The sequence below is a fragment of the Massilia phyllostachyos genome, assembly GCF_021044825.1.
Taxonomy (GTDB): Bacteria; Pseudomonadota; Gammaproteobacteria; order Burkholderiales; family Burkholderiaceae_D; genus Telluria; species Telluria phyllostachyos.
The window spans coordinates 523,706-544,398 of sequence record NZ_JAJNOC010000001.1 but is presented as its reverse complement, the minus strand read 5'-3'; the positions used below and the strand labels follow the sequence as shown (position 1 = coordinate 544,398).

The window sequence follows — 20,693 nt, the reverse complement described above, 5'->3', positions numbered from 1 at the left end:
GTCGTTGTGCTCATGGGCGCATTTTCTTCATGACGGTGCTGGTGTCGGGACGCACGCCGCGCCAGATGGCGAAGGCTTCGGCGGCCTGCTCGACCAGCATGCCGAGGCCGTCGCGCACGCCGGCGCCGTGCCTGGCGGCAAATTCCATGAAGACGGTGGGTTGATTTCCGTACATCATATCCAATGCCAGCGCGTCCGGGCCGAACACGCCCGGCGCAACCGGCGGGACGTCGCCGGCGATGCTGCCGGCGGTGGCGTTGATGACGATGTCGAAGCTGCCCTCCACATCCGCGAAACCGCTGGCCGTGATCGGGATGCCGTAGCGGCCGAAATCCTGCGCCAATCCTTCGGCGGTGGCGACGGTGCGGTTGGCGATGACGATCTCGCGCGGGCCTTGCTGGATCAAGGGCAGCAGCGCCCCGCGCGCCGCGCCGCCGGCGCCGAGCAGCAGTACGCGTTTGCCCTGGATGCTCACGCCGGCGTTGCGGGTGATGTCGGCCACCAGGCCCGGGCCGTCGGTGTTGTCGCCGACGATCTCGCCGTTCGCGAAGCTGAGCGTGTTGACGGCGCCGGCCGCGCGCGCCCGTTCTTCCAGGCGGGTGCAGACGCGCGCCGCCTCGAGCTTGAACGGCAAGGTGACGTTGGCGCCGCGGTAGCCCTCCGCCACCAGCCGCTGCACGGTGGCCTCGAAGCCGTCGAGCGGCGCCAGGCAGCGTTCGTAGACCAGGTCCTGGCCGGTCTGCGCCGCATAGACGGGGTGGATCTCGGGGGATTTGCTGTGGGCGATCGGGTTGCCGATCACGCAGTATTTATCCGTCATTCTCAATTGCCTCGCAATTCGGCTTGCATGGTCTCTTCGCGCGTGAAGCGGAAGCGCGTGATCACTTCCCACAGGTCGTCCTTGCCGCGCGTGCGCATGTTCGCCGGGAAGCCCCCGAAGGGCGCGGCCTGGCGCACGATGCGCAGGGCCGCCGCGTCCAGCGCCGGGTTGCCCGAGCTGCGCTCGATGCGCGGGCCGCCGTCCTTGGTATAGATGGTCCCGTCCTGGAAGATCGGGATGTAGACCACCAGCTCGCCGTACAGCTTCTTGCCGCCCTGCTGCGGGAAGTTGAGCGTGCCGACTTCCTCGATCCGCTTCTGCATCTCTTTATAGTAGAGCGCATAGCCGACCTGGCGCGTGCTGGGCGTGATCTGGGTGCGCTTGGGGCGCTTGTTCTGGTCCTCGATGCGCTCGATGACTTCGGCCGCCGCGCGCGAAATGGCGCGGCTGGTGTCGAAAGCGTCGGCACCAAGGCGGGTGGGGTCGGGCTTGTCCTGCTCGGTTTTCGGCGGCGCGGTGAAGGTGGATTTGCTTACCTGCGTCAGGACGTTCTGCTGGCGCTGCTCGAGGTCGGCGATGCGGCGCTGCAGGGCCTTGATGCTTTCGCCGTTCTCGATCTTGCGCAGGTCCGGCAGCGGGGACCGGGCGCGGCCCGCGTCGGCCGTGCCGCCGCCTTCCAGGCTGGCCTGGGCCAGCGCATCGGCCTTGCTCGGCGCGTTCGCGTGCTTGGCGTTGACCAGGATGACTTCGAGCCCCGGATCGGCGGGCTGCTGCCGGAAGGCGTCCGGCGCGGCGAAACGCACGGCCAGCAGGCCTGCGTGCGCGAGCACGGAGACGCCGAGGGCGATCATCAGGGGGCGATTGTTCTGCAAATACTTCACTGCGCATGCCCGGACGGGCTAGGGAATCAGGATGGGGCATTCTAACCTGCAACTGCGGAGGCGGGGAGATTGTGGGGCGCGGCTGCGACAGGCAGTGACGCATCATGCGTCGGGCTCCCTACCGATGTATTGACAGCAGTCAATAGCATTTTCGTAGGGTTGCTCCACCATTTCGATTTGATCGGTGGAGCTTCCCATGACTTCTATGCAACTGCCACCCGACACACTGAGCAATGCAAACCGTCCCCTGCGCTTGCGCCTTTCAGGTGAACAGGGAGTGCTCGACGACCTCCTGCTGGTCCAGCACGTACAAGGGCACACCACAATCTGCGGTGGATTCGAATATCGACTGCTCTGCGTTGCCACCAGGGCAGGCTTGCCGCTCAAGATGTTCAACGCCATGGCGGCGGAACTGCAGATCGTTACCGACCGCGGCGAACTGCACTCGGTTTGCGGAATCGTTGCACATGCGGCAGAGGGTGAGAGCGACGGCGGGCTGGCGACCTTCCAGCTGGTCGTCCGCGATGCGCTGGCCTTGATGGAAGCGCGTACCAACTCAAGGGTGTTCCGCGACTCCAGCGAAGTCGACATCACCCATGTCCTGCTGCGCGAATGCTTGCAGAACAACCCGGTCCTGGCTGGCGCCTTCGATTTTCGGGTCCTGGCAAAGACAAGCTACCCACGCCGTGAGTTCACGATGCAGTACAACGAATCCGACGCCGCTTTCCTGCGCCGTCTATGGAAGAAACGCGGGCTGGCGTGGTTCTTCGAGGCCGGCGAACGGTTGGGCAGCGATGTGGTACGCGGGCACCGGCTGGTGCTGTTCGACGATCCGCGCGCGCTCACACAAGCCAGCGCGGGGACTGTCCGCTATCACCGTGACGACGGCACCGAAGCGCGCGACAGCATCACCGCATGGCATGCGCTTCGTTCGCTGGGCTGCGCGAATGTCACACGTCATAGCTGGGACTACAAGCAGTCCTCGGGATCGGAGATCGCTGTGCCGGGCCGGCATGACCAGGGCGCGCGTGGCAACCGCTTCGCCGCAAACCTGGACGACTACCTGGCCGTTACCCCCCATGCCGGCGACGATCCCCGCGATTTCCGCGATCTTGCGACCTTGCGCATGGAGCATCACGAGTACGTCGCCAAGGTGTTCGAGGCGGAGAGCAGCGTGCGTGACCTGAATGTCGGCCAATGGATCGGCGTCGAAGACCATGCCGAACTTGATACGCATCCTCGAGAAGAGCGCGAGTTCGTGCTGACTGACCTGCGCATCGAGGCGGAGAACAACCTGCCCACGTCCCTGAACGACCGGATCATGCGTCTGTTTGCCCGGAACCAGTGGCGCCGCCTCGACGAGGGATCTGTGCGAGCCGGCACGGAACGCGGCCGTTACGTGAACCGCTTCAGTTGCGTACGGCGCGGCATTCCCATCGTGCCCGCCTTCGACCCGCGCGTCGACCTTCCGCAGGTGCAGGTACAAAGCGTGATCGTGGTCGCGCCGACGGACGAGGAAGTGCATTGCGACCAGCATGGCCGGGTCAAGGTGCGTTTCCCGGCCTGCCGCCCGGGCGACCACCTGCATGCCCAGGGCGCAGGGGCATCGGGCACCGACACCGATTCGGCCTGGATACGGGTGGCCAGTTCCTGGGCCGGCGACCACTGCGGCGCGATCTCGCTGCCGCGCGCGGGCGACGAGTGCCTGGTGGCCTTCCTCGGAGGCGATCCGGACAAGCCGGTCATCATCGGCCGGGTCCACGGGGCGCGCACGCCACCGCCGGACTTCACGCACCAGGGCACGTTGCCGGGCAACCGGTTCCTGTCAGGGATCAAAAGCCGCGAAATCGGCGGTCGTCGCTACAACCAGCTGCGCATGGACGATACCCCGGGCCAGATCAGCATCCAGCTAGCAAGCGAGCATGGTCACAGCCAACTCAACCTTGGTGAATTGCGCCATGCTCGGAGCGATGGCAAGGCGGAGCCACGCGGCGAAGGCGCGGAACTACGCAGCGACGACCATGTGGCCGTCCGCGCGGCCAAGGGCATCCTGCTCAGTGCATGGAAACGCCTGAACGCGGTCGACAGCCAGCTGGCGCGCGCGGAATTCCTGTCCCTGATGGGTCAATGCCTGGAGCAATGCCAAAGCCTGGGAAGCTACGCGGCCGAACACCAGGCCATGGCGCTCGACGCCGAACCGCTCGCCCAGCTCAAGGAACAGCTGGACAGCTGGGAGAACAGCAGCAACGTCGCTCCCAAGGACCAGGGCGGCGGCGGCGCCGTCATCGGCCTGAGCGCGCCGGAGGGCATCAGCTTCGCCACGTCCAAGGCCCTGGTCAGCTACGCGGGAAGCAATCTCGACAGCGTCGCCCAGCAGCATCTCCAGCTCACGGCGGGCCAGCGCTTCAACCTGAACGCGGGACAAGGCGTGTCGCTGTTCGCGCACCACGGGGGCATCAAGGCCATCGCCCATCAGGGCAAGTTCCTGCTCCAGAGCCAGCACGACGATACCGAACTCAACTCCGCGAAGAACGTCAGGGTCACGGCCACGGACGGCAAGGTCGTCGTGATGGCAAAAGAAATCCAGCTCATCGCCGAAGACGGCTCGTTCATCAAGATCGGCGGCGGCATCACGCTCGGTACCGAAGGCGACATCAAACACCATGGCGCGAAGTTTCCGTTCGACGGCCCGGCCACGATGGCGACCGAGCTACCGGTCTTCGACAAGAGCGCGCCCGACCAGAAGTTCGTGCTGAAGTACGGCGCCCACGGCGAAGACCCGGTGGCCGCCGCCAACCGCCGCTACGAGATCGCACTGAGCGACGGCAGCATCTTGAGCGGAACCAGCGACACTTCCGGCAAGACCAGTTTGCTGGAACGCGATGCGATGCACATCGCGCGCATCCGCATCCTGAGCGACGAAACCTGAGGAGCACATCATGCGCTACCCACGACAGGCCAGCTGTATTGGACAGGATGCCAGCGTGCTGCAATGCGGACGCAAGTCGGACAAGACTGTCGACGTACGCCCCGACCTTCCCTGCAATGTCATTGTCATCCACGGCGTCAACGACGTCGGCACCGGCTTCGGCGCGGTCGAGCAAGGGCTGTGCGCGGGCCTCGACATGCGCCTGCACGGCAAGCCGGGGCGCTTCGTACCGGGCAGCTACCGCATGCCGACTGCAGCGGACAAGAACGTGGTCGAGGCCGATCCTGACGCGGTATTCTTCAAGCGCAGCATGCAGGACGCGACCCACAGCCCGATGATTCCGTTCTACTGGGGCTATCGCGAAGTGCGCAGCGAAGCCGGAACGAAGAATGGGCAACGCGTCGACCGCTATGGAAACCGCCTCGACAAGGACTTGTCGAAGGGCGGCGGCCCGTTCGCCAATGCCACCAGTACCTTGCCCGACATGTGGAACCGCGGTATCTGCTCACCGATGGACGTGGGGGGCGATCCGATACGTCCGGTGTATAGCGCACCTGGTCGCATGTACATGGTGCTGGCGGCCAAGCGGCTGGCCGCCCTGGTCGCCATGATCCGCGATTATGACAACAACGAAGCAGTCAACATCGTTGCCCATAGCCAGGGCTGCCTGGTCAGCCTGCTGGCCCAGGCTTACCTGCTCGACGAGGGTAAGCGCCCGGCCGACACCCTGGTCCTGACCCATCCGCCCTATAGCCTCGAAGAGGATGCTAGCTACCTGGGCATCGCAGAGATCGTCAAGAGCGGAACTGACCGTGCCATGGAGGGGCATTATGCGTCCCTAAGGTCACGCCAGACGTTCGACGCACGTCTGCGCACGCTGGCCAACATCGTACAAGGCGTCACCGCCGGCAAGCATACGACTCCCGCTTTTGCCGCGCTGTCCGACCATGCGAAACACCACGGCATGGTCGGTGCCAAGTGGAGTGCCGGCGCCGACCGCGACAACCGGGGAAAGGTCTATCTCTACTTCTGTCCCGAGGACATGACGGTAGCATTGGACAATATGAAAGGCATCGGCTGGCAAGGCGTTCCTGACTTCATGAGCGGCAAGGCGGTACACAAAGATGGGCGAGGCCCGGTGCATGGTGACCGGGGCAATTCGACCAGGCAGGTCGCGACGGAAGTGCATCAGCGTAAGCCGCTGGCGGAGCTGGGGCGAGGCTTCTTCCAGCGGGTCTTCACTGCCAAACAACGCCACGACCCGGTGAAGAAGGCCGTCGCTCCTGTGCTGGTCGGACAGGCCCCCCACGACTTTGCCCTGCGCGTGGATGGCGAGGACGACCACGCACACGTGGCTGACGCGAACCGGACCTTGCGCACGCATCACCCTGAGGTGGCATGGCCGGCCAAGCCGGGCATGCTGGACTTCATGAAATCCGAGGCGGACAAGCGCGAAGGCCTGCGCACGATCAATGGCGAAGCCCTGCACACGCCGGTATTGGCGGACCTGCGCGGCAGCGGCCAGATCGATCCGAAGAATATCCCGAAAGGGTCGAAGCAGGCCAAGGTGGCCGTCGAGGACCAGGGGCCATGCGAAGAAGTCGATCCGATCGACGCGGCGATCGCTGTCACCAGCGGCAAGGGGCTCGACTCCAGATACGAAGAGGTTCCCGATCCCTCCGGCGCTCCGCGCTACCCGCAGCAGTTCGAGGTGCTTGCGCCGGCAGACTGCAAGCGCATCGAGGAGCGCTACAACCGCGAGCACAAGCTCGACCAGGATGGCGAAAACGCGCGCCGCCGCGTGCTGGGAGCCACCCGCCTTCCCAATGGCAAGGTCATGGCTCAGATCCAGGAAAGTCCGAACGACGCGCGCAGGCGCTGGCAGAACGAAGTCAGCCCGAAATCGTTCCACGGGTCGATCTTCGGGAGTGTAAAAAATCACCAGAACGTGACGGCCTATGACCTCGCTATCGGCGGCGGGAAGGCATCGAGCGATCCGGCGTTCTATGCGTATCTGTGCGCAGTGGCGGACTGGAGGTTGCAGTCCGATCTGAATGCCGAAAGGCGTCGCTCTATCATGCGTTGGGAAAAATTCGAAACGCTCTTCGGTGCCTACTGGGCAACAGAGAATCCTGCACGCAAGGAGCTCATCAAGGGCAACTCGGTTTATTACAGCTCCGGCGAACTACCGGCCTGCGTGCCCGGCCTGCATGTCGGGCTGCCGAAGCTTGTCATCTGCGAAACGGTGGCAGGCGACCGTGTCACAGCTAAGCCAGGCGAAAACAAGGAGAGGAAATGAACAGCAATGACAGGAGCGTCAGGGGCAGGGCTGGCGTGTATGTCACCAGCGCCGTACTGACGCTGGTGTTCCTGATCCCGATATGGACTGTGTTCGTGATGACGGTAATCGAACCGGAAAGCTTGATTATGGGAGAACAGACAATGGGCAATCGAATCTTGTGGTGGATCCTTGGGCCATTTGTGTTAGTGGCTGGCCTATTTGGCGCACATTGGGGAAATGCCACGAAAAGCGATAAGGCAATCCGACAGGCTGACACACAGCGGACTCAGGCGGCGAGTCTGAGCGAACAGCAGAAGCGCGAATACGTTCTCGAGGTAATTGGGCTAGGCGTTACTCTGGATAAGTACCGGCAGGGCAAGTTATGGGAGGCGATCCAGGCCGGCAATCCTTACGCTACCATCCGCGAGCAGGATCCCAGCAAATATCCCTGGAGCGCGCTCGACAAGGATGGAATTGGCGGCGAACGTGGCGGCGATGCGCTTGAGAACGGCGCATCGTTCACTCCGATGTATTTTGCGGTGCCCGTCTTCAACGCCCAACAGGAGTCGCATAATGCGTTGCGCAGGGACAGTCCCGAGCTTCCCTTGTCGGGCTTGGCAGGCGGTGCAATTCAATCCGGTATGGCCTGGCACCTGTTCGTGGTCGGCCCTCGCCGCTTCGGCGAGCAGCCCGACCGCATTCTCGAAGACGTATTCGCTTTCTTCGACGCCCACCCGGATGTGCCCTACATCGTACTGAATTCGGAAGACAGCCTAGGCACGCGCGAAAGCAACCAGCCGAACGATGCACCGCCCTTGCTCAAGGATGGCAACTATGTCACCGAAAAGCCGGATGCTTCCGCTCTCTTCGTGTTGACGCGGCGCGAGCGCGTTGATCCTGTGCGACCTTTCGTATGGGACGATCCGGATAATGAGTTCGTGCAGAAGGAGTTTCGCTGGATGTACTGCCAGCTGCTGTTCGCGGTACCCAATTGGATCCGCAAGCATGCTCTTCAGACCCCATCCCAAGTCGGCGCCGACATGACGCACCAGCAACTTTACGGAGAAGTCGAGCGTCAGCCCCTGATCAGCGAATGGCTCGAAGCCGCTGCCGCATTCAGCCAGCGCCCTGACCTGCGCGGTGTGGGCGTCAGCGGCATGTTAGCCACTGTGAACCCCTTCAAGCACTACCCGCCCAAAGAATGGAAACCGACCCCCTGGTTTCCGATACCCTGGAACCGCGAGCAGCTATCGACCTTCGACCGCCTGCCCACCCTCGGCTACCTGCACCGCCCGGTCTTCGTCCGATTCAATGATGCGGAAGGCAAACCGGTAACGCGGCGCGCCGAGCGGCAAAAGCTGCTGCAGGCCGGCTGGCAGGCCGCGCTCCAGAACCTGCCGGAAGGCCGGCGCAAGGACGCACCGGCGCGCGTGATCGCCGCCACCGGCGGCAAGGCCGAGCAGCTGATTGCCCTGCACGGCGTGCTCGATGCCCAGGCGGCTGCCGGCGGTCCCGAGATGGATACGAACAAGTCAGCCCAGTTCATCGATACCGACAAGCGCCTGGGCGACACGGGCGCCGCCACCCTGTTCGTGCAGATGGCGATCGGCGTGATGGGCAGCTACCGCGACGGCGGCGTGAGCGCGGCGGTCAATCTGCGTGGCGAGGATGAAGCCAGCATCGTCCTGATCAGTCCTCCGACGGACGAGCAGCGCAAGACCCAGAAGCATCCCCGCGGCGGCGACGTGTTCGCGCATCGCGGCACGCCAGCCGTCGATCCCGGCAATTACCATTAGAAGGAAGCGGCATGCGCAAGATCATCCGCCTGAACGACGCCACCAGTCATGGCGGGAAGGTCGTCAGCGTCGCCGCGACCCATTTCACGGTGGGCGGCGGCCCCGTCGCCCGGGTGGGCGACAAGACCAGCTGTCCAATCCATGGCCAGGGCAGCATCGTGGAGGGGGAAGCACGCCATACCATCGGCGGCGTGCGTGTTGCCTACGAGGGGCACCGGACAAGCTGCGGCGCGACCCTGTTGCCGGCCGATCCGCGCCTGACCTGCAGCTAACTCAATTGGTTCCCGCGTTCGCGGGAACTTCGACGCCTTCCTCGGTCGTGACCGCGGCGACCACGCCCTCGGCTTCCACGACTTCGGCCAGCGCGGCTTCACCCGTATCGCCCTCCTCCTCGTCGAGTTCAACCGACGCACCCGGCGCCACCGCCGCCACTTCCAGCAGCCGCGCCTCCAGCGACAGATCGACTTCATCCCAGCGAATCACGTCCAGCTTGACCTGCGCCCCACGCGCCACCTGCGGCATGCCGGCCAGGCGCACCACCAGCGGAATGTCGACCAAACGCACGATCTCGTCCTTCAGCACCACGGCATCGACCTGCTTGGCCTGTTCCTGCCCCAGCCAGCGCAGGCACCAGTAGCGTTCCATGTTCTGCTGGAAGTCGTTATAGGCCGCGTAGGCCGCATCGAAGCTCGAGACGATCGCGAACAGCGTCGCATCGCGGTGCTTGAACGGCGCCACCAGCGGCGCGGTCACGCCGTTCGACGCGCAGGCCAGGATCTGCCACTGGTTCACCAGGTCGGTGTAGCGGCGCAGCGGCGAGGTGCTCCACGCGTACTGGTCGACACCCAAGCCCTGGTGCGGCGCCGCGTGGGTGACCATGCGGACCTGGATCTTGGCGTTCCAGCCGCCCGCGCCCGGACCCTGCGAGCGGTAGATGCCCGGCACGCCCGAGTCGTGCAGCAGCTTGCCCCAGGTGGAGTTCGCGAAGATCATCAGCTCGGCGACGATCTTGTCGAGCGGCGCACCGCGCTTGCGGCGCACGATGGATACCACGTCATCGTCGACGTAGAAGTTGAAGTCGACGCGGTTGGCCTGCTCCGGCTTCAGGCCGAAGGCTTCGCGCTTCTTCATGCGGCCGGCTTCCAGCTGCAGCGCCCACTGCCACAGCAGGCCCAGCTCTTCCTTGTGCGGATACTCGCCCTCGCCGCTGGCCAGGGTCTCTTCGTTGACCAGGGCGTCGAGGTCGTTGTGGCGCAGGTTCGATTTGACCGGCACGCGCTCGGCGCGGGTGGTGGTCGAGACCACGGTCCAGTCGGCCGGGTTCAGCACCGCGTACAGCGACAGCGCCGGGCAGTCGTTGCCTTCGGCCAGCGTGAACGCGTTGACCACCTCGTCCGGCAGCATGGTGATCTTATCGCCCGGCATATACACGGTCGACATGCGCGCGCGCGCGATCTTGTCGATGGCGTCGTCCGGACGGATGCCCAGGCCCGGCGCGGCGATGTGGATACCGACGCGGACCGTGCCGTCCTCTAACTTCACCACCGAGAACGCATCGTCGATCTCGGTCGTGGTCACGTCGTCGATCGAGAAGGCGGCGACGTCGGCCAGCGGCAGGTCGCCCGGCGCCGCCGGCACGTCCACGGCGGGGAAACCGGCGCCGCGCGGGAAGTGCTCGAACAGGAAGCGCGCCATGTGCAGGTCCTTGGGCGAGGCCAGGCCGCCCGTGTTCAGCATCAGGCGCGGCGCGGTGGTCTGCAGTTCGTTGGCGGCCGCTTCCAGCGCCTTGTATTCGATGGTGTTCTTGTCCGGCTTGAACAGCAGCTGGTGCACGATCGATTGCATCGACGACGGCAGCTTGCCGCCCTTGAGTTCCTCGACGTAGCCGGCCTGGATGATGGCCTGCTGCTTCTTCTTCTCGATGCCGGCCAGCGCCGCTTTCAGCGTCTGCTCCGGTGCGGCCTTGTAGCGTCCGCGGCCCTTCTTGTGGAAGTAGATCGGCGCGGCGTGCAGCGCCAGCACCAGGCCGGCGGCTTCGGGCGGCAGCGGCGCGTGGCCGAAGTACTCGGCACCCAGTTCCGCGAAGCCGAATTCCTCCTGCCCCGCGACTTCCCACAGGAAGTCAAGGTCGACCTCGGCGGCGATGGCCTTCGCTGCCGTCATCAGGGCTTCCGGTTCCGGCGTCGCGAACTGGATCAGCACGTCCTTGGCCTTGACCTTGCTGCGCTTGCCGCTGGCCAGCTCCACCTGGTAGGCCTCGCCGGCCTGCGACAGCACCGTGCCGACCTTGAAGTCGCCCGACTCTTCAAAAAATACGTTCATATTATTTCGTGTTCTGTTCTGGTTTGGCCGGCTGCAGGTTCAGCACCGCGGGCAAGAATACCTCGGTGACCAGCAGCAGGCCTTGATGGCGGCGGTAGACGCAGCGCCGCGCATAATAAAGGGTGTCGTCCGTCCCGCCGATCGCCGCGCGCACGCGCGCAAACAGCGGATGGCCCGCGCGGATGCGCGCGAATTCCAGCTGGCCGCGGCGCACCAGCGGGTCGTGGAACAGCGTGGTGCCGAGCGAGCGTTCGCCCAGCGCCGAAAACAGGGGCCAGTCGGTGGCCGTGCAATCCGTCGGCACCACCGTGTGGCCGAACACCGCCGGCTTGCCGTCGCATTCGAGCAGCACTTCGCGTTCCCACACCCGTTCGGGGCGCGGCAGGCCGATGGCGCGCGCCTCGTCCGCCAGGCACAGGCTGCTCCGCTGATGCAGCCGGCGCACCCGGAAGCGTTCGCTGTGCGCCATCAGGCGCGCCGTCAGCGAGCCCTCGGTGGTGAGCCAGTCGTGCATCTTGCCGGGCGCGCGCACGGCGTTCGCATGCGGCTGCCACGCCGCCTGCCGCAGGGACGCGCCCCTCACGCGACGCTGCCCGTGCAGAAGGCCAGGACGTCGTCCACGTACTGTGGGAATTCCGAGATCGCATGGTTGCTGCCCTCGATCACGTGCTGCCTGGCGCCGGCGTAGTGCGCCACCATGTCGCGGTAGTCGAGCACTTCGTCGCCGGTCGCGGCGATCAGAAAGTAGCGCTCCGGCCGGGTGATGGTCTCGACCCTCAATGCGGCCAGCTCGTCGATGTACTCGCGGCGGAACTCGAACGGTTCATCCGAGTGCCAGGCGGTGGTGATGCCGACGTGGTGTTCCAGGTTCTTGAGCGGATTCACGGACGGGTTGAGCAGCACCGCGCGCACGCCCAGGCGTTCGGCCAGCCAGGTCGCGTAGAAGCCGCCCAGCGAAGAGCCGATGATCGACAGGTTGCCAGGCGCGTGGGAGCCGGCCAGGCGCAGGGCCAGGTCGATCGCCTCTTTCGGCGAGGCCGGCAGCTGCGGGCAGATCAGCTCTTCGGCGCGGCCGGCGTCTTCCAATGCCTTCTGCACCACCCGCGCCTTGAAGGACACGGGCGAGGAGCGAAAGCCGTGCAGATACAGAATCATGGAGCCAGCGCGTCCAGCAGTTTCTGGTGCACGCCGCCGAAGCCGCCATTGCTCATCACGAGGATGTGGTCACCCGGCTGGGCGGCCTGCACGATGGCCTGCACCATGTAGTCGATCTGGTCGAAGCTGTGGGCGATCGCTCCCAAGGGTTTGAGAGCATCGGCCAGCGACCAGCCCAGCGCCTGCTGGCTGCCGAAGCCGAACACCAGGTCGGCATCCTTCAAACTGCCCGGCAGCGCATCCTTCATCGCGCCCAGCTTCATGGTGTTCGAGCGCGGCTCGAGCACGGCCAGGATGCGGCCCGTCGTCCCGATCTTCTGGCGCAGGCCGCCGACGGTCGTCGCGATCGCAGTCGGGTGGTGCGCGAAGTCGTCGTAGACGGTGATGTCGTTCACTTTGCCGCGCACTTCCATGCGGCGCTTCACGCTCTGGAAGCGCGACAGCGCGGCGATAGCCTGCGAGGTCGGCACGCCGACGTGGCGCGCGGCGGCGATCGCGGCCAGCGCGTTCGAGCGGTTGTGGTGGCCGGTCAGTTCCCAGTGCACGGTGCCCTGGACGTCGCCGTTGAACAGCACGTCGAAGCTGCCGCCCTGGTGCTCGACCATGGTCCAGTTGGTGCCGTCCGAGATGCCGAAGCTCTCCTTCTCGCTCCAGCAGCCGCGCTTGATCACCCGCGCCAGCGAGGCTTCGTCGCCGTTGACGACCAGGCGGCCCACGCCCGGCACGGTGCGCACCAGGTGGTGGAACTGGGTCTCGATGGCGCCGATGTCCGGGAAGATGTCGGCGTGGTCGTATTCCAGGTTGTTCAGCACCGCGGTCTTGGCGTGGTAGTGAACGAACTTGCTGCGCTTGTCAAAAAAGGCGGTGTCGTATTCGTCCGCCTCGATCACGAAGAAGTCGCTCGGCTTGTCGCCATGCAGGCGCGCCGACACGCCGAAGTTCATCGGCACGCCGCCGATCAGGAAGCCCGGCGCATAGCCCGCGTCTTCCAGGATCCAGGCCAGCATCGAGGTGGTCGTGGTCTTGCCGTGCGTGCCGGCCACGGCCAGCACCCATTTCTCGCGCAGGATGTGCTCGCCGATCCACTGGGGGCCGGACATATAGGGCAGGCCGCGGTTCAGGATCTCTTCGATCAGCGGATTCCCGCGCGTCATGACATTGCCGATCACGTACAGGTCCGGGTTCAGCGACACCTGCTCCGGGCCATAGCCCTGGATCAGTTCGATCCCCTGGGCTTCCAGCTGGGTGCTCATCGGGGGATAGACGTTGGCGTCGCAACCGGTGACGCGATGGCCGGCTTCCTTGGCCAGCACGGCCAGGCCGCCCATGAAGGTGCCGCAGATACCGAGAATATGAATGTGCATGTCGTGGAAGAAAGTGCAGGACGAAAAACGCGAATACGCGATTCTACCCGACCCGCTGTCATTTTCCGTTCAAGAGTATGATGTAGCCATCATGCCGACACAAAACAATGACGTACTCCAGTTGCGCGCCGAAATCGCTGCAGGTGCGGCGCGCATGATCGCCCAGGATGGCGCCGACTACGACACCGCCCGCCGCAAGGCCGCCCGCCAGGTGCTCGGCGTGGACCGCCCGGCGCCCAACCTGATGCCCGACAATTCGCAGATCGAGGACGAGGTCCGTAAATACCAGAGCCTGTTCGGCGGCCCCAGCCATGGCGTGCGCCTGAACGCGCTGCGCGAGACCGCGCTGCAGGTCATGGACCAGCTGGCGGACTTCCGCCCCTATCTCACCGGCGCCGTCCTGAATGGCACCGCGGGCGAGCACGACGACATCCATCTGCAACTGTTCGCCGAGAGCGCCAAGGAAGTCGAGATCTATCTCCTCAACCGCAACGTCAATATAGAGATCTCCGAAACGCCCCATTTCAAGGGCGGTCGCCACGATCCGGTTGAAACCGTGAGCTTCATGTGGCATAAGGAAATGATTCACGCGGAGTTATATGACTTTCACGACCTGCGCGGGGCACTCAAACCGCGCGGCGACGGCCGCCTGCAGCGGGTCGATGCGGCGGGATTGCGCGCGCTGATGGCGAATGACGAGACTTTGGAACAGGACGAATGAACAAGAAACACGTAGCAGTTTATGTGGCGGTTGCCGCCATGTTCGGCATCATGGGCGCACTGGTCGCCATCAACAAGAAAGACCCTTCCCCGATCACCACCACGATCGCCCCGACCGGCGGCAAGCCGCACACGGCGGTCGACAATCTGTTCGGGCAATCGCTGAACGACCTCGCCGGCCAGCCGCAGCCGCTCGCCAAATGGAAGGGCAAGCCGCTCCTGGTAAACTTCTGGGCGACCTGGTGCGCGCCCTGCGTGCAGGAGATGCCGGAGCTGTCCGAACTGGCCGGCAAGGATGGCGGCAAGACCTTCAATGTGATCGGCATCGGTATCGATTCGCCGTCGAACATGAACGAATTCGCGGCGAAACTCAAGATTGCGTATCCGCTGTACGTGGCGGGAATGGGCGGCACCGAATTGTCGAAGGAATTCGGCAATAGCGCCGGCGGCTTGCCGTATACCGTATTGATCGGCGCCGATGGCCAGGTAAAGAAGACCTATCTCGGCAAATTGAAATTCGAGGAATTGCGCGCCGATCTCGCAAAGTTGTAATGTGAACGGCGGGTTTGACGCATTTGAAACCCGCCAACTGCGAACGGTCGTTCTATTCGGAATATCGGCGATTATGCGCTTATCGCCGCATAATTTTACCGCTTGCCAATAGCTGAGCTTGGCGGCACAATGCCTTCCTTTCGGGCGTTCCAGACTCTTTAACATGGCGAAAAAGCTACTGCTGCTCAACGGCCCCAACCTCAACTTATTGGGGACCCGGGAGCCGGCGGTGTACGGCGCGACGACGCTGGCCGACATCGAAGCGGCGGCGGTGGCCCAGGCGCAAGAAGCAGGCGCAACATTGGCCAGCTTCCAGAGCAACCATGAAGGAGCCCTGATCGACCGCATCCACGCCGCCCGCACCGAAGGCGTGGACGCGATCGTCATCAACCCTGGCGGCCTGACCCACACCAGCGTGGCCTTGCGCGATGCGCTCGCGGCGGTGGCGATACCTTTCGTGGAGGTGCACATCTCGAACGTGCACGCCCGCGAGTCCTTCCGGCATCACTCGTACCTCTCTGCGATCGCGCAAGGCGTGATCTGCGGATTGGGGCCTGATGGATACAGGTTTGCCATCGACTTTGCGCTTAAATCGCGTTAATCTACGTCAACTTCATGTATCAGCGGGGAGCGCGTCCACCCATCATCGCGCTGCCGGCTCTCTAAAACGAATAATTCCAAGGGGTTTCACATGGATCTCAGAAAACTCAAGACCTTGATCGACCTGGTCGCCGAATCGGACATCGCCGAGCTCGAAGTGACCGAAGGCGAAAGCAAGGTCCGCATCGTCAAGTCCTCCGCAATCCCGCAGAACCAGATGGTCATGCTGCCGCCGCAGGGCGTGCAGCAGTTCGCCGCGCCGGCCGTGCCGGCCGCCGCCCCGGCAGCCGGCGCAGCGCCGGCTGCCGCACCCGCCCCTGCCGCCGAGACCGGCACCGTCGTGAAGTCGCCGATGGTCGGCACCTTCTACCGCTCGTCCGCTCCGGGCGCCCCGGCCTTCGTCGAAGTCGGCCAGAGCATCAAGCAGGGCGATACCCTGTGCATCATCGAAGCGATGAAGCTCCTGAACGAGATCGATGCCGAACTGTCGGGCACGATCACCAAGATCCTCGTGGAAAACGGCCAGCCGGTCGAATTCGGCCAGCCGCTGTTCGTCATCGGTTAAGCAGCCTGCCAGGCGGCGTCCTGCCGCCCAGCCCATCCATGTCGTGTCCGGCGCTGCTTTGTATTGAAAGCTGCGCCGGTTTTCACAAGAAACACCGAACCTACCATGTTTGAAAAAATCCTCATCGCCAACCGTGGTGAAATCGCGCTGCGTATCCAGCGCGCTTGTCGCGAGCTGGGCATCAAGACGGTCGTCGTTCACTCCGAGGCGGACAAGGACGCCAAGTACGTGAAGCTGGCGGACGAATCCGTCTGCATCGGGCCGGCCCAGTCGGCGCTCAGCTACCTGAACATGCCGGCCATCATCAGCGCCGCCGAGGTGACGGACGCCGAGGCGATCCACCCGGGCTACGGTTTCCTGTCGGAGAACGCCGACTTCGCCGAGCGCGTCGAGAAGTCGGGCTTCGTCTTCATCGGCCCGCGTTCCGACTCGATCCGCCTGATGGGCGACAAGGTCTCGGCCAAGCAGGCGATGATCAAGGCCGGCGTGCCCTGCGTGCCGGGTTCGGACGGCGCCCTGTCGGACGATCCGAAAGAGATCATCCAGACCGCGCGCCGCGTCGGCTATCCGGTCATCATCAAGGCCGCCGGCGGCGGTGGTGGCCGCGGCATGCGCGTGGTGCATACCGAAGCCGCGCTGCTCAACGCCGTGCAGATGACCAAGACCGAAGCCGGCACCGCCTTCGGCAATCCGGAAGTCTATATGGAGAAGTTCCTGGAAAATCCGCGCCACGTGGAGATCCAGGTGCTGGCCGACGAGCACAAGAACGCCGTCTGGCTGGGCGAACGCGACTGCTCGATGCAGCGCCGCCACCAGAAGGTAATCGAGGAAGCGCCGGCGCCGGGCATTCCACGCAAACTGATCGAGAAGATCGGCGACCGTTGCGCCGAAGCCTGCCGCAAGATCGGCTACCGCGGCGCCGGCACCTTCGAATTCCTGTACGAGAACGGCGAGTTCTACTTCATCGAGATGAACACCCGCGTCCAGGTCGAGCACCCGGTCACCGAGATGATCACCGGGATCGACATCGTGCAGGAACAGATCCGCATCGCCTGCGGCGAGCGCCTGCGCTTCAAGCAGCGCGACATCATGCTGTCGGGCCACGCGATCGAGTGCCGCATCAATGCGGAAGACCCGTTCAAGTTCACCCCGTCGCCAGGCCGCATCACCGGCTGGCACCCGCCGGGCGGCCCCGGCATCCGTGTCGATTCGCACTCGTATGCCGGATACTATGTGCCACCTCATTACGACTCGATGATCGGCAAGGTAATTTCCTACGGTGCGACGCGCGAGCAGGCCATTCGCCGCATGCAAATCGCGCTCTCGGAAATGGTGGTCGAGGGTATCCTCACCAACATCCCGCTGCACCGCGAACTGATGGTCGACGCCCGCTTCATCGAAGGCGGCACCAACATCCACTACCTGGAGCACAAGCTGGCTTCGAAGCCGGACCTGCCGAAGGAAGGCGGTATCGGCGCAAAATCTGACACCAAGGCAGACGCATGAGCTGGACCGAAGTCGTCATCGAAGTCGCGCGCGACCACGCCGAGGCGCTGTCGGACGCCCTGATGGAAGCGGGCGCCCTGTCGGTCTCGGTGGAAGACGCGGACGAAGGCACGGAGGCGGAAAAGCCGCTGTTCGGCGAGCCGGGCATGGAGCCGACCGAGGCCGCGTGGGACCACTCGCGTGTGGTCGCCCTCACCGAGACGGACGCGGACCAGTTCGCGATCGTCCAGGAAGCCGCCAATGCCATCAAGCTGCCAGTCGTGCCGTCCTTTACCACCCGCGCGGTGGCGGATGCCGACTGGGTGCGCCTGACCCAATCGCAGTTCGAGCCGATCCACATCGGCGCCAATATCTGGGTCGTGCCGAGCTGGCACGAGGCGCCGGACCCGAATGGCCTGATTCTCGAGCTGGATCCGGGCCTGGCCTTCGGCACCGGCAGCCACCCGACCACCCGCCTGTGCATGGAATGGCTGGAAGCGCATCCGGCTCCGGGCAAGTCGGTGCTGGACTACGGTTGCGGCTCGGGCATCCTGGCGATGGTCGCCAAGAAGCTGGGCGCGGGCGACGTCGCCGGCGTGGACATCGACCCGCAGGCGATCGAATCGGCGCGCAGCAACGCCGAGCGTAACAACTGCGCGATCGACTTCTACGTGCCGGACGACCTGGCCGTGACGCCGAACGAGCGTCATGCGAAAGGCCAGTTCGACATCGTGGTGGCCAACATCCTGTCGAGCCCATTGAAGCTGATGGCGCCGATGCTGTCGGGCCGCGTGGCGCCGGGCGGCTCGTTGATCCTGTCGGGCGTGCTGGCGCGCCAGGCCGAGGAAGTGGCCGCGGCCTACGCACCTTTCATCAAGCTGGGCGTCTGGGCCGAGCAGGACGGCTGGGTTGCCCTTCACGGGACGCTCGGCCAGGATACGCCTCAGCCGCGCTCCGCCACTGCCGGCTGACGCATGGCGCTCGCCACCCAATGCCCCCACTGCGGCACGACCTTCCGCGTCGCCGCGGACCAGCTCAAGCTGCGCGGGGGCATCGTGCGCTGCGGCGCCTGCCAGGGCGTCTTCGACGGGAATACCGCGCTGGTCGACCTGGCCGCGGTGGTTCCCGTTTCCCCTCCCCCTCCTCCACCCGCGCCGGCGCCTGAGCCGGTTCCGGAAGAGGATCCGGTCTTCACCCTCGAATTCGACCGCACCTTCGCACCCTTCGGCATCATTCCGCAGGTGAGCAGCGAAGAAGCGCGTGGCGAAGACGAGGTCTTGGTGGTCGACCTGCCGGAGCCGGAGATTCCAGTGCCGGAACCCGAGCCGCAGCCGGTCATCGAGCCGGAACCGGAACCCGAGCCGCCGGCGCCGCCCGAATTACCGCCAGAGACGCCGCCCGAGATCGAACCGATCGTCGAGCCGGAACCCGAGCCAGTACCAGAACCCGAACCGCCGGTCGACGAAGAGCTGGTCGCCGCGCCGCTGCACGACGACGAAGAGGACCCGCCTCCCGCATCCGCAGCGCCTCGCAAGGCCGACGACGATGACGGCGCGCCGCTGCTGCTGCGCGAATCCGGCCCCACCACCGTCACCATGCCGGCCGCCCCGAGCGCGCCTCCGGTCGCTCCGCGCACGCCGCGCGCCAAGGCCGCCGAGGCACGCGCCGCGCGCCGCTCCAAGCTGACGCCGACCAAAATCGATGCACCCAAGCTGCGCGTGCCGGAAACCGACGAGCCGGAATTCGTGCGCCGCGGCCGCCAGCGCGAACGTTCCGGCAAGGCGGTGCGCATCGCCATGATCGCCGGCAGCCTGCTGCTGCTGGTGGCGCTGGCGCTGCAGGCCGTCCACACCTTCCGCAACACCCTGGCCGCGCGCTACCCGGGCCTGAAACCGGCCCTGGTCTCGACCTGCGCCCTGCTCGGCTGCCGGGTCGAGCTGCCGGCCCGCATCGAGCAGCTGGTGGTGGACACCGGCGAGCTGACCACGCTGGGCGGCAATGCCTACACCTTCACGACCCAGCTGCGCAACCAGGGCGATCTGGTGCAGGCCTGGCCGAGCCTGGAACTGACGCTCTCGGACGACGACGACAAGCCGCTGGTGCGCCGCGTGTTCGGCCCGCGCGACTACCTGCCCGCCGGGCCGCTCGCCGCCGCCGGCTTCGCCGCGCGCAGCGAGCAGGCCGTCAAGCTGCACTTCCGTGTCGGGGATCCCGCGCCGTCGGGTTACCATATCGCGGTCTTCTATCCTTAATCCTTTGAAAGCCCATTCATGACCAAGACCGCCCTGATCTGCGGCTCGATCGCCTTCGACAAGATCATGCAGTACCACGGCCGCTTCGCCGAGACCCTGCTCGCCGACCAGCTGCACCGCGTGAACGTCTCCTTCCTGGTGCCGACCATGCGCCTCGAGTACGGCGGCTGCGCGGTCAACATCGCCTACAACCTGAAGCTGCTCGGCGGCGAACCGCTGATCATGGGCACCATCGGCCAGGACGGCGGCGACTACCTCGAGCGCATGAAGAAGCAGGGCCTGGACACGCGCGCGATCCGCACCATCGGTGACGCCTACACCGCCCAGTGCTTCGTCACCGCCGACCAGGACAACAACCAGATCAACGCCTTCCACCCGGGCGCGATGCAGAACTCGCACGAGAACAGCGTGGCCGAGCAAGGCGCGCTGCGCGTGGCGATCATCTCGCCGGACGGTCGCGACGGCATGATCAAGCACGCCGCCGACTGCGCCGCCAACAAGATCCCGTTCATGTTCGACCCGGGCCAGCAGCTGCCGATGTTCTCGGGCGAAGAGCTGATCCGCTTCATCGAGCAAGCCACCTACCTGGCCTGCAACGACTACGAATTCGAAGTGGTGATGGACCGCACCGGCCTGTCGCTGCAGGACATCGCCGCGCGCCTGGAAGCGCTGATCGTCACGCGCGGCGGCGAAGGCTCGGACATCTACGCCGGCGGCGAACACCACCGCATCCCGGCCGTCAAGGTCGACACCATCGCCGACCCGACCGGCTGCGGCGACGCCTACCGCGCCGGCCTGCTGTACGGGATCACCAATGGCCTGGATTGGCCGACCAGCGGCCGCATCGCCAGCGTGCTGGGCGCGATCAAGATCGGCACCGTGGGCGCGCAGAACCACACGTTCACGGCGCAGGAGATCGAGCAGAAGTTCGAGGCGGCGTTCGGGTACAAGTTCCGCTAACACGGCGCACA

The 20,693-nt window shown here is 65.1% G+C and carries 18 protein-coding genes; 12 read left to right on the top strand and 6 right to left on the bottom strand.

The features are described 5' to 3' along the window. Positions 1–10: 10 nt before the first annotated feature. Both aroE and LQ564_RS02350 read right to left on the bottom strand, forming a co-directional pair. Entirely contained in the window at positions 11–820 is an 810-nt protein-coding gene (aroE, locus tag LQ564_RS02355) for a shikimate dehydrogenase (RefSeq protein WP_231056475.1), read from the bottom strand. Between the two features lie 2 nt (positions 821–822). Further along, entirely contained in the window at positions 823–1,671 is an 849-nt protein-coding gene (locus LQ564_RS02350; protein ID WP_231057352.1) for a TonB C-terminal domain-containing protein, read from the bottom strand. A gap of 226 nt (positions 1,672–1,897) precedes the next feature. Here LQ564_RS02350 and LQ564_RS02345 point away from each other — a divergent pair, with 226 nt between their 5' ends. The 4 genes from LQ564_RS02345 to LQ564_RS02330 are packed head-to-tail and all read left to right on the top strand — an operon-like array spanning position 1,898 to position 8,979. After that, entirely contained in the window at positions 1,898–4,630 is a 2,733-nt protein-coding gene (locus LQ564_RS02345) for a type VI secretion system Vgr family protein (RefSeq protein WP_231056474.1), read from the top strand. 10 nt (positions 4,631–4,640) lie between these two features. After that, a complete protein-coding gene (locus LQ564_RS02340; protein ID WP_231056473.1) occupies positions 4,641–6,929 on the top strand; it encodes a T6SS effector phospholipase Tle3 domain-containing protein in 2,289 nt (762 codons plus the stop codon). Continuing rightward, complete coding sequence (locus LQ564_RS02335) at positions 6,926–8,707, top strand: type VI lipase adapter Tla3 domain-containing protein (RefSeq protein WP_231056472.1); 1,782 nt, start codon at positions 6,926–6,928, stop codon at positions 8,705–8,707. The genes LQ564_RS02340 and LQ564_RS02335 overlap by 4 nt, the downstream gene beginning before the upstream one ends. Before the next feature lie 11 nt (positions 8,708–8,718). Then, positions 8,719–8,979 (top strand): PAAR domain-containing protein, encoded by a 261-nt coding sequence (locus LQ564_RS02330; RefSeq protein WP_231056471.1) that lies wholly within the window; start codon positions 8,719–8,721, stop codon positions 8,977–8,979. A gap of 1 nt (position 8,980) precedes the next feature. Here LQ564_RS02330 and LQ564_RS02325 read toward each other — a convergent pair whose 3' ends face one another. The 4 genes from LQ564_RS02325 to mpl are packed head-to-tail and all read right to left on the bottom strand — an operon-like array spanning position 8,981 to position 13,548. Beyond that, the gene (locus LQ564_RS02325) at positions 8,981–11,029 is read right to left on the bottom strand and encodes a ribonuclease catalytic domain-containing protein (RefSeq protein WP_231056470.1); all 2,049 of its coding nucleotides are present in this window, start codon (positions 11,027–11,029) and stop codon (positions 8,981–8,983) included. A 1-nt stretch (position 11,030) separates the two neighbouring features. After that, positions 11,031–11,612 carry a chorismate--pyruvate lyase family protein gene (locus LQ564_RS02320; RefSeq protein WP_231056469.1) on the bottom strand — a complete coding sequence of 194 codons (582 nt, stop codon included), beginning with the start codon at positions 11,610–11,612 and terminating at the stop codon, positions 11,031–11,033. Then, positions 11,609–12,184, bottom strand: a complete 576-nt coding sequence (locus LQ564_RS02315) for a YqiA/YcfP family alpha/beta fold hydrolase (RefSeq protein ID WP_231056468.1) — start codon at positions 12,182–12,184, stop codon at positions 11,609–11,611. The genes LQ564_RS02320 and LQ564_RS02315 overlap by 4 nt, the downstream gene beginning before the upstream one ends. Then, positions 12,181–13,548: a UDP-N-acetylmuramate:L-alanyl-gamma-D-glutamyl-meso-diaminopimelate ligase gene (gene mpl, locus LQ564_RS02310; RefSeq protein WP_231056467.1), complete on the bottom strand. Its 1,368-nt coding sequence runs from the start codon at positions 13,546–13,548 to the stop codon at positions 12,181–12,183. Before mpl ends, LQ564_RS02315 begins: the two co-directional genes overlap by 4 nt. A gap of 91 nt (positions 13,549–13,639) precedes the next feature. On the opposite strand from mpl, the gene LQ564_RS02305 reads away from it, so the two are divergent. The 8 genes from LQ564_RS02305 to LQ564_RS02270 all read left to right on the top strand — a co-directional run bounded on the left by LQ564_RS02305 (position 13,640) and on the right by LQ564_RS02270 (position 20,682). Next, positions 13,640–14,269 (top strand): hypothetical protein, encoded by a 630-nt coding sequence (locus LQ564_RS02305; protein WP_231057351.1) that lies wholly within the window; start codon positions 13,640–13,642, stop codon positions 14,267–14,269. Continuing rightward, positions 14,266–14,820 (top strand): TlpA family protein disulfide reductase, encoded by a 555-nt coding sequence (locus LQ564_RS02300; RefSeq protein ID WP_231056466.1) that lies wholly within the window; start codon positions 14,266–14,268, stop codon positions 14,818–14,820. Before LQ564_RS02305 ends, LQ564_RS02300 begins: the two co-directional genes overlap by 4 nt. Positions 14,821–14,983: 163 nt before the next feature. Then, positions 14,984–15,421, top strand: a complete 438-nt coding sequence (gene aroQ / locus LQ564_RS02295) for a type II 3-dehydroquinate dehydratase (protein ID WP_231056465.1) — start codon at positions 14,984–14,986, stop codon at positions 15,419–15,421. Positions 15,422–15,511: 90 nt separating this feature from the next. Then, complete coding sequence (gene accB / locus LQ564_RS02290) at positions 15,512–15,985, top strand: acetyl-CoA carboxylase biotin carboxyl carrier protein (protein WP_231056464.1); 474 nt, start codon at positions 15,512–15,514, stop codon at positions 15,983–15,985. A 105-nt stretch (positions 15,986–16,090) separates the two neighbouring features. Then, positions 16,091–17,491, top strand: coding sequence for an acetyl-CoA carboxylase biotin carboxylase subunit (accC, locus tag LQ564_RS02285; protein ID WP_231056463.1), 1,401 nt, complete (start codon positions 16,091–16,093; stop codon positions 17,489–17,491). Beyond that, positions 17,488–18,441 (top strand): 50S ribosomal protein L11 methyltransferase, encoded by a 954-nt coding sequence (gene prmA / locus LQ564_RS02280; RefSeq protein WP_231056462.1) that lies wholly within the window; start codon positions 17,488–17,490, stop codon positions 18,439–18,441. The genes accC and prmA overlap by 4 nt, the downstream gene beginning before the upstream one ends. Before the next feature lie 3 nt (positions 18,442–18,444). Beyond that, entirely contained in the window at positions 18,445–19,722 is a 1,278-nt protein-coding gene (locus LQ564_RS02275) for a DUF3426 domain-containing protein (RefSeq protein ID WP_231056461.1), read from the top strand. An 18-nt stretch (positions 19,723–19,740) separates the two neighbouring features. Then, positions 19,741–20,682, top strand: a complete 942-nt coding sequence (locus tag LQ564_RS02270; protein WP_231056460.1) for a carbohydrate kinase family protein — start codon at positions 19,741–19,743, stop codon at positions 20,680–20,682. Positions 20,683–20,693 lie beyond the last annotated feature (11 nt).